Below are 6,631 nucleotides of genomic sequence, written 5' to 3' on the forward strand. Positions count from 1 at the left end.
AAAAGAGAGAAGGAGGAGGAAGCGGAAGATGGGGAGAAGAGAAAGGAGGGGGGGGGGGGGGGTCCGTATTGTGTTTTATTTCAGACGGCCTGATGGCTCTATTTTTATTGGGAAAACTCGGCTTCGACATCAACTTGGATTTGCTCAAGCTCTTCCTGCCATTGCAGCCAGTTTTCTTCCAGTTGCGTTAATTTTACTTTAGTTTCTGTTAATTGTGCGAGTGTTTCTTGCAATTTGGGTTTATTTTCTTCTGAATAAGCAGATTCTTGTGCCAAAAATGCTTCACAGGCCGTCTGAATATCAGTCAATCGTGCGATTTCTTTTTCGGCCTTGTCGATTTTCTGCTGAATCGGTTTGCTGCGTTTGGTTTTTTCCTGACGGATTTGTGCTTCTATGCGCTTGGTGTCTTTGCGGCTTTGGCTTTGTGCAGAAGCGGCGGGGGCTGTTGCGGCGTTTTCTTGTGCCAATCGCCATTGACGGTAGTCGTTCAAATCGCCGTCGAAGTTGTTCAGACGGCCTTTGTCGATAAGGAGGAAACTATCGGTAGTCGCTTCAAGCAGGCTGCGATCGTGCGATACGACGATTAATGCACCTTGGAAACTTTGCAGGGCAAGTGTCAGGGCGTGGCGCATATCCAAGTCTAGGTGGTTGGTCGGTTCGTCAAGCAGCAGCAAATTAGGTTTTTGCCAGATAATCATGGCAAGGGCGAGCCGCGCTTTTTCGCCGCCGGAGAACGGCTCGGTCTTTTGAACCGCCATATCGCCGACAAAGTTGAAACAGCCTAAAAAGTTGCGGATTTCCTGTTCGCGGACTTCGGGCGAAAGCTGCTGGATATGCCAAACTGGACTTTGGTCGGCGCGTAAGGTGTCCAGTTGGTGTTGTGCAAAATAGCCGATATTGAGCTTTTCGGAGCGGACGATGCTGCCGGAAAGTAAATCGATTTTTCCTGCTAATGCTTTGATAAATGTGGATTTACCGCTGCCGTTAACGCCCAGCAGGCCGTAACGTGCGCCGCTTTCCAAAGAAAGGGTAATGTTGTGCAAAACGGTATTGTCGCCATAACCTAAGTCGGCATGGTCAAGTTTCAACAATGGATTGGGCAGGTGGGTTGGATTGTCAAACTCAAAGGAAAACTCGCTATCCAAATGCGCAGGAGCGATGCGCTCGAGCTTGGCTAATGCTTTCATGCGGCTTTGAGCTTGTACGGCCTTTGTGGCTTTGGCTTTAAACCGGTCGATAAAGGATTGCAGATGTTTGATTTGTGCCTGCTGTTTGACGTAGGCGGCTTGTTGTTGCGCCAGACGTTGGGCGCGTTCGGCTTGGTAGAAATCGTAATTGCCGCCGTATTGGGTCAATTTTTGTTGCGACAGTTCGATGGTTTGCGTTGTGGTGGCATTTAAGAAGTCGCGGTCATGGGAGATGATGATTTGCGTACAGGGCAGGGAGGCGAGATGGTTTTCCAGCCACAATACGGTTTCTAAATCCAAGTGGTTGGTCGGTTCGTCCAAAAGCAGCAAATCGGCACGACAAATCAGTGCTTGGGCAAGGTTGAGGCGCATACGCCAGCCGCCGGAAAAAGATTTGACGGGGTGGGTATGTTCTTCTTGTGCAAAACCCAAGCCGTTAAGCAGTTTGGCGGCGCGTGCCGGAGCGGTATAGGCATCGATTTCTTCAAGTTTGGCGTGATATTCGGCTTGCTTCATGCCGTCGTTTTGCGCTTCTGCTTGGACCAAGGCCGTCTGAAAAGCCTGCAATTCGGCATCGCCTTGTAAAACGTAGTCTAAAGCGGAAATATCTAAATCAGGTGTTTCTTGAGAGACGGAAGCCAACCGCCATGTTTTGGGAATAAGGATTTCGCCGCCATCTTGAGTGATTTCAGCTTTTATCAGCGCAAACAGGCTGGATTTTCCTGTACCGTTTTTACCGATTAAACCAACGCGTTGATCGGGGTTGATTACGGCATCGGCTTTATCGAGCAGGACTTTCAAACCGCGTTGCAGGGTGAGTTTTTTAATTTCTATCATGATGGCAGGCAAGGGGGTAAGTAAAACGAAAGGCGTTATTTTACCTGAAAAGATATATAAAAGGCCGTCTGAACAAGTATGAAAACGAAATCAACGATTTCTATTTCACTTATTCAGACGGCCTTTATGAAATGACAGTCGGAAATGCTTTCAAATTGTCTGTTGTTTCAATTAAATTTGAAGATCGCCATTGTCCGCACGGATTTGGTGCAGGAATTTTTGTGTCCGCTCATGTTTGGGATGATTGAACAAATCTTGCGGGCTGCCTTGTTCGACAATAACGCCGCCGTCCATCACGACAACGGTAGTTGCCACTTCTAAGGCAAATTTGATTTCATGCGTAACGACAACCATGGTCCAGCCTTCTTGCGCCAATTCCTTCATGGTATCCAAAACATCTTGCACCAATTCAGGGTCGAGTGCGGAAGTCGGTTCGTCAAACAGCATTAATTCAGGCTGAATTGCCAATGCGCGGGCAATGCCGACACGCTGCTGTTGACCGCCGGATAGTTGGTAGGGGTAGAGGTCAATCTTATCGCCCAAACCAACTTTTTCAAGCAATTTGACAGCCTCTTCACGCGCTTTGGCGACAGGCTTGCCTTGTACGGCAACCGGCCCTTCCATGACGTTTTCCAACGCAGTTTTGTGTGGAAAGAGGTTGTATTGTTGGAACACCATGCCGGATTTGCGGCGCAGTGCCAAAATATCGTGTTTGCTTGGTTTTTTGGAAAAATCGATGCTTAACGGCTGCGCATTGTCAAACTCGATCTGACCTTGTTCAGGCATTTCTAAAGCGTTTAAACAGCGTAAAAACGTGGTTTTGCCTGAGCCGGAAGGACCTAAGATAACAATCACTTGTCCTTTGCCGACATCCAAATCGATGCCGCGCAAAATGGTATTTTCGCCAAAGGTCTTATGGATATTGCGGATTTTAATCATGACAACTCCTTATTTGGCGACATAGCGGTCGAAACGTTTTTCCAAACGCGCCTGAATCAAAAACAGCACTTTGCAGAAACACCAATAAACCAATGCGGCTTCGATATAAACGGGTAAAAAGTCATAAGTACGGTTTGCTGTCTCTTGGGCAACACGGAAAAGCTCAGTTACCGTTACCACTGCGGCAAGCGAGGTGTTTTTGAACAAGCCGATAAATTCGTTGCTTAAAGGCGGTACAGCAACGCGGAATGCCTGCGGTGCGACAATGCGGCGGAAAGTCTGCATATAGGTCATACCGATGGAGAAACCTGCTTCCCATTGGCCTTTAGGTACGGACAAAATTGCCGCGCGTATGGTTTCGGAAGCGTATGCGCCGACATTGAGCGAAAAGCCGATGATGGCGGCAGGAATCGGGTCGATATAGATGCCGATGGAAGGCAAACCATAGAATACGATGACCAACTGCACCAATAGCGGCGTACCGCGAATGACGGAAATATAAAATTCAACCAGCTTCAGCAAGCATTTTTGGAAAATGCTGTCGGAGGGCATGATTCGCACCAAAGCAACGGCTACGGCAATAATCATGCCGATAACGAAAGAAGCGATCGCCAAAGGCAAAGATACTGCAAAGCCGGCTTTGACCATAGGCCAAAACGCGCTGATGAGCATATCAGCGCGTGTTTCCGTCATAAACGGCAGAGAGGCAAGGAAATTATTTAACACTGATGTCTTTTCCGAAGAATTGTTCGCCTAGTTTTTTCAGTGTGCCGTCGGCTTTCAGCTCGTTGATTGCCGTGCTGAATTTCGCCAAGACTTCGTCATTGCCTTTATTGACAATCAAGCCGGAACCGACTTTTTCATCGGCAGGCGCAGACCAAACGATTTTCACGCCCGCATTCGGGTTTTTCTTCATATAGTCTAAAACTGCCAATTCATCGTTTAAAGTCGCATCCGCGCGTTTTTGTTCAATCAGGGTCAGCGATTGTGCCAAACCGTCCACCGGTACGAGTTCTGCGCCCGCAGCTTTGGCTTTTTCGCCATAGTTGCTGGTCAGGGATTGTGCGGTTTTTACGCCTTTGATGTCGTCGATGGATTTGATGTTGCTGTCTTTACGGGCAACCAATACGGCACCGCTCCAGCTGTAAGGCTCGGATTTGTCAAAAGTCGCTTGACGCTCAGGGCTGGTCAGGCCGACTTGGTTGGCGACTACGTCAAAACGGCCGGCTCTCAAACCTGCCATCATGGAATCCCATTGAGTTTCTTTAAATTCAACTTTGATGCCCAGTTTGTCGGCAACTGCGCGGGTTACTTCGACATCGTAGCCGGTCAATTTGCCGTCTTTATCGTGGTAGGTGAATGGTGCGTAAGTACCTTCCGTACCGACAGTGATGGTACCTTTGTTGTTGATACGCTCAATCAGTGAGCCGGAGGCCGCACCGGATTGTGCCGGAGCAGAAGAAGCTGAGTTGCTGCCTTCTCCACCGCAAGCAGCCAAAACTACTGCAGCGATGCTGCCGAGTACGAATTTTTTCAACATGGATTTTTACTCCTGACTTTAAGTGTGTCATTTGGTATTAAAGCGTGCATTCTAAGCGAAACTGCCCAAAATACAAAATACATCTTAATGCCTTAAAAGGCCGTCTGAACGCTGATTTGTTCAGACGGCCTTGAATGATGTATAAAAAATTTAGCTTATGCAATTTCAAGCCACATGACTTGATAGGGTTGCAGTACCAAGTCCTGATTCAGAGAAACGGTTTGGCCGCTGATTAAATTGTGCGCTTTAAACGGCATGGCCTGCAGAGTGTGCGCACTGATGGTTTGCGCATGTTCACTGAAGTTGCCGAATGCCAAAAGCGCGTTGTTGCGCATATAGCCGATGATGTGTTTGTTGTTGGTGTTGAAGGTAACCAACCTGCCGCCATTAAAGCGCGGATTGCTCTGGCGGATGGAGATCATATGGCGCAAACCTTGGAAGATTTGACCGGCAGTGGTCGAGCTGTCATGGCGTTGGTTGTACAACTCCTCATTGTACCGAGGACGGTGTGCCCAGCGGCTGTCGTCGCTCTTATTGCTGTCTTGCGACCAGTCGTCGTCATTGAGCGTACCCACTTCGTCGCCTAGGTAAATCAGCGGCAGGCCGCCGGTACTCAAAGCAATGCTGTACAAAAGTTTGATGCGGTTAACGGCATGCGGATCGTTTTGAGCCAAGCCGACCAATGCTGCGGCTGTACCGCTGACGCGGCAGTCGCCTGTGCTTGGGTTGTATTGGAACGGTACACCGCGCGCGAAGCTACCGTCGAAGTGGTTGACGAAGAAGCGGTTGAGAAATTGTCGGTGGTCGTAGCCGTGAATACCGAATTGCGATGCGTCTTCGTCGGCGAACGTCCAGCCGATATCGTCATGACTGCGGACGTAGTTGACCCATGCAGTGTGGTCGGGCAGGTTGTGGCGGTAGGTTAGTGCTTGATGGAGCAGGTTGACTTCGCGTGTGGCGAGGGTGTTCCACAACAGTGCCATTTGCAGAGGGTTGTAGCCGATTTGACATTCGTCTTGGCTGATGTATTGGACAACTTGGTCAGGATGGACGATGGCTTCGGATTTGAAGAACACGGCTGGCGCTGCGATACGCATTACGGAGTTAAACGCGCGAATCAGAGCGTGTGCCTGAGGCAGGTTTTCGCAGCTTGTGCCCATTTGCTTCCAAATAAAGGCAACGGCATCCATGTGCAGAATATCAACGCCCAAGTTGGCAAGGAACATCATTTCGCCAGCCATGGCACGGAATACCCATTGGTTGCTGTAATTCAAGTCCCATTGGAAGGAGTTGAATGTCGTCCATACCCAGCGACCGTCTTCCAGTTGCGAGAAGCCGCCCGGATGTTGGTCGGGGAAGATTTCACGCAGGGTGCGGTCGTATTGGTCGGGCATCCAGCGGTCGGGGAAGATGTAGTAGAAGTTGTCGTAGAGCGGATCTCCGGCGGCGCAGCCTTTTGCCCATTCGTGTTCGTTAGAAGTATGGTTGAAGATGAAATCGACGACGGCGGAAATACCTGCTTCGTGCAAGGCGGCAATGACATCGCGCAAGTCGTCTATTGTACCCAGTGCCGGATTGACATCACGGTAGCTGCTGACTGCATAGCCGCCGTCGCTTTTGCCTTCAGGACATTTAAACAGGGGCATCAAGTGCAGATAGGTCAGGCCCAACTCTTGGAAATAAGGGATTTTGGCTTTCAAGCCTTGCAGATCGCCGGCAAACAAATTGACGTAGCACACGCCGCCAACCTGTTTGTTGGACAAAATCCAGTCAGGATCGTTTTCGCGCGCAATATCAATATCTTTTAAGGATGAGTTGCGTTGTGAATAGCTTTGCCATGCTTGGGCAATCAGTTGCTCCAGCATGGGGAGGACGGCTTCGTTGTTGTTGTAAACATTGTCCAGCTCATGCATCAGTTTGGGGAAGTGTTCCTCAAGTCGTCTGTCAAACTGTTTCCAGTCTTCAGATGTAGGAAAACGTTGCGTTGTTTACACCACAGGTTGAGAATGAAGCCTGCAAGACCTCAAACGGCGTATCGCCGTTCAAACTGCGATGCGGCTTCACAGTGTTATAGAAATTAACAAAGCGGCACAACTCCTTTCGCCGGTGTTCCGGACTGTCAAACAAC

At 49.3% G+C, this 6,631-nt stretch carries 5 protein-coding genes and 1 pseudogene; all 6 read right to left on the minus strand.

The genetic code is table 11. From position 1 onward, the window contains the following. Positions 1 to 104: 104 nt before the first annotated feature. On the minus strand, positions 105 to 2,024 hold the full coding sequence (locus tag ACTHUT_RS12180; RefSeq protein ID WP_250600580.1) for an ATP-binding cassette domain-containing protein: 1,920 nt from the start codon (positions 2,022 to 2,024) through the stop codon (positions 105 to 107). Between the two features lie 171 nt (positions 2,025 to 2,195). After that, positions 2,196 to 2,963, minus strand: coding sequence for an amino acid ABC transporter ATP-binding protein (locus tag ACTHUT_RS12185; protein WP_250600578.1), 768 nt, complete (start codon positions 2,961 to 2,963; stop codon positions 2,196 to 2,198). Between the two features lie 9 nt (positions 2,964 to 2,972). Beyond that, complete coding sequence (locus ACTHUT_RS12190; protein ID WP_167480314.1) at positions 2,973 to 3,689, minus strand: amino acid ABC transporter permease; 717 nt, start codon at positions 3,687 to 3,689, stop codon at positions 2,973 to 2,975. Continuing rightward, positions 3,679 to 4,503 (minus strand): amino acid ABC transporter substrate-binding protein, encoded by an 825-nt coding sequence (locus tag ACTHUT_RS12195; protein ID WP_250600576.1) that lies wholly within the window; start codon positions 4,501 to 4,503, stop codon positions 3,679 to 3,681. Before ACTHUT_RS12195 ends, ACTHUT_RS12190 begins: the two co-directional genes overlap by 11 nt. A 155-nt stretch (positions 4,504 to 4,658) precedes the next feature. Further along, a pseudogene (locus ACTHUT_RS12200) lies at positions 4,659 to 6,470 on the minus strand (alpha-amylase family protein); the annotation flags it as partial. After that, positions 6,466 to 6,631, minus strand: a 166-nt coding sequence (locus ACTHUT_RS12205; protein WP_440418838.1) for an integrase core domain-containing protein, incomplete at its 5' end; no start/stop codon positions are given. The gene ACTHUT_RS12205 and the pseudogene ACTHUT_RS12200, both read right to left, overlap by 5 nt.

The organism is Neisseria sp. P0022.S010, assembly GCF_051956635.1.